This is a genomic window from Streptomyces ossamyceticus (assembly GCF_001418475.1).
In the GTDB taxonomy this organism is placed as follows: domain Bacteria; phylum Actinomycetota; class Actinomycetes; order Streptomycetales; family Streptomycetaceae; genus Streptomyces; species Streptomyces ossamyceticus.
Map to the genome: position 1 here is coordinate 1 of NZ_LIQX01000910.1, position 2528 is coordinate 2528.

The 2528-nt window shown below is 73.9% G+C and carries 4 protein-coding genes; 1 reads left to right on the forward strand and 3 read right to left on the reverse strand.

The genetic code is table 11. The features are described 5' to 3' along the window. Positions 1 to 154, reverse strand: a 154-nt coding sequence (locus AOK15_RS48195) for a rhodanese-like domain-containing protein (RefSeq protein WP_240508822.1), incomplete at its 3' end; no start/stop codon positions are given. 70 nt (positions 155 to 224) lie between these two features. On the opposite strand from AOK15_RS48195, the gene AOK15_RS40445 reads away from it, so the two are divergent. Continuing rightward, positions 225 to 512: a metal-sensitive transcriptional regulator gene (locus AOK15_RS40445; protein WP_055524155.1), complete on the forward strand. Its 288-nt coding sequence runs from the start codon at positions 225 to 227 to the stop codon at positions 510 to 512. Positions 513 to 664: 152 nt separating this feature from the next. Here the strand turns inward: AOK15_RS40445 and AOK15_RS40450 are convergent, their stop codons facing one another. Together AOK15_RS40450 and AOK15_RS40455 are read right to left on the reverse strand one after the other, a co-directional pair. Next, positions 665 to 1411, reverse strand: a complete 747-nt coding sequence (locus tag AOK15_RS40450) for a sulfite exporter TauE/SafE family protein (protein ID WP_055524157.1) — start codon at positions 1409 to 1411, stop codon at positions 665 to 667. Then, positions 1408 to 2528, reverse strand: a 1121-nt coding sequence (locus AOK15_RS40455; RefSeq protein ID WP_276206259.1) for a rhodanese-like domain-containing protein, incomplete at its 5' end; no start/stop codon positions are given. The genes AOK15_RS40450 and AOK15_RS40455, both read right to left, overlap by 4 nt.

Here is a 2528-nt window from a genome sequence, read left to right on the forward strand (position 1 = left end):
CGTTCAGGGCGCCGGGCAGATGCCCGGAGGCGTACTCGCCGGGCGTACGGACGTCGACGACGGTCAGCTCCGTCAGGCACGCCCGGACCTCACGGACGGTGAGGCGGCGAGGAGCGGAGGGAGTGTGGGGGGAGGGAGTGAGAGGAGTGGTCATGGGTCCTGCGATCCTTTCCTGAGGGGGCGGTAAAATACCCCCAAGGGTATGTAGAGGAAGTGGGTCGGTCGTGGAGTTGCAGTTCGAGGGTGATGAGCTCAAGTCGGTGCTGAACCGGCTGCGCCGGGCGCAGGGGCAGATCTCCGGGGTGATCAAGATGATCGAGGAGGGGCGCGACTGCGAGGACGTCGTCACCCAGCTCGCCGCGGCCTCGCGGGCGCTCGACCGGGCCGGATTCGCGATCATCGCCACCGGTCTGCAGCAGTGCCTCACCGACTCCGAGAAGAACGAGCGGAACGGCGAGACGACGGAGCAGATGCGGGCTCGACTGGAGAAGCTGTTCCTTTCGCTGGCGTGAGGGGCGGCCCCGTGCCGAGGGCGGCGCCCTCAGGGGTCGGGTTCGGTTCGCGCGCCTGGTAGTTGGGGGGCGCGGTTCGAGTGCGGTTCGTTGCTGGGTGCGGGTGCGGGTGCGGGTGCGGGTGCGGGTGTGGGTGCGGGTTCGTCGTCGGTTCAGACGAGCGCGTCGACGAGCATGAGCGCGGCCATCGCCAGGAGCGCCCAGGCGAAGACACGCCGCAGGGTGTCCCCGGACACCTTGCCCGCCAGCCGTCTGCCGTCCCACGCGCCGAGGATCGCGGCCCCCGTGAACGGGGCGACGACCGCCCAGTCGAGGTGCGTGCTCGTCCCGGCGCGGGCGGCCAGCGCGGCCAGCGAGTTCACGGTGATCACGAGCAGACTGGTGCCTACCGCGTCGCGCATCCGCAGTCCCACCACGTTCACCAGGGCCGGTACGGCGAGGAAGCCGCCGCCGACGCCCAGGACACCGGTGACCGCGCCGAGCCCCGCACCGGACGCGGCGACCCTGCTCGCCCGTACGGTCGGCTCCGCCCGGCGTGTGGCCGAGGGACGCAGCATCCGATGCGCGGCGAGCCCCGCGACCAGGGCGAACGCCACGGTCAGCAGTCCGGCGGGCAGATCAGCGGTGAGCGCCCCGCCCAGCGCCGAGGGCACCAGTCCGGCTGCCGCGAAGAGCAACCCGCCGCGCCAGCGGACCGCACCCGACCGGGCGTGCGCGGCCAGCGCGGTCGCCGAGGTGAACGCGACGATCACCAGACTCGCGGTGGTGGCCGCGGCCGGCGCGAACCCCAGCAGATAGATGAGCGCGGGCACGGCGAGCACACTTCCCCCGCCGCCCAGCGCCCCGAGCGCCACCCCGACCACACCCCCGGCGAGCAGTGCGAGAACGAGGTCGCTCATTCGGCCGGGACGCCCGTCGACGCGGACGCGGGGAGCACCGGGCGGCGGTCGATGGGCGCGCCGCACTCCGCGGGGGCCGCGCCCGTACGGCCGGACTCGGAGGCGCGCTCGGCGGACGTCCGTGTCCGGGAGGCGTGCTCCGCGGACGTCCGTGCCCCGGCGGTCTCGGCCATCGGCAGTCCGGCCCCGGCCGCGTTGTCGAAGGCGTCGTCCACGGCGACGACCCGGTGGCCGGCCGCGTCCAGGACGGAGGCGGCGATGGCGGCCCGCATGCCTCCGGCGCAGTGGACCCAGATCGTGCCGCCGGGTATCTCGGTGAGCCGCTCGCGCAGCCGGTGCACGGGGATGTGCAGGGAGCCCGCCACATGGCCGCCGGCGCGCTCGGAGTCGCGCCGGACGTCCAGGACGACCGTCCCCTCGACGCCGTGGACCCGCGCCAGGTCGGCGAACGTGCCGCGCGGGAAGGAACGCGGACTCTCGCCCTCGCGCAGCCAGTCGCCCGGTGAGCCGGTCGCCGCAGCGACCGGCCGGTCGATCCCGACCCGCACCAACTCCCTCTGTGCAGCAGCGAGCTGCTCGGGCGACGAGGCGAGCAGCGTCACCGGCTTGCCCCACGGCAGCAGCCACGCCAGATACGTGGCGAGTTGTCCCTCCGCCTCGAAGTTCACCGCCCCGGCCACATGTCCCTGCGCAAACGCGACGCGGTTGCGCAGATCCACGACCCATTCGCCCGCCGCCAGCCGCGCGGCGATCTCCTCCGCGTCCGCGGGGGCGGGCGGCGTCAGATCCACCGGGGCGGGACCCCGCGCGTTCACCGGGCCCATCTGCGCGTAGTACGCCGGAATGTCGTCGAGGTCGGCCAGGAGATCGGCGACGAACGTCTCCACGTCCTTGACCAGCGCCTCGTTGGTGACCCGCTCGTGCCCGACGGTCGTCGCCCCGCCCGTCGCCCGCCCGGCCGAACAGAAGCTGCCGAAGCCGTGCGTGGGCAGCACCTCCGTCTCCTCCGGCAACGCGTCGGCGAGCCGGCGCACCGAGGCGTGCTGCGCGCGGGCCAGTTCATCGGTGAGCCGGGGCTCGACGAGGTCCGGGCGCCCGAGCGTGCCGATGAGCGCGG

Coding starts and splice junctions, on each gene's coding strand:
- AOK15_RS40450 (WP_055524157.1), bottom strand. CDS start 1,411: ATGAGCGACCTCGTTCTCGCACTGCTCGCCGGGGGTGTGGTCGGGGTG.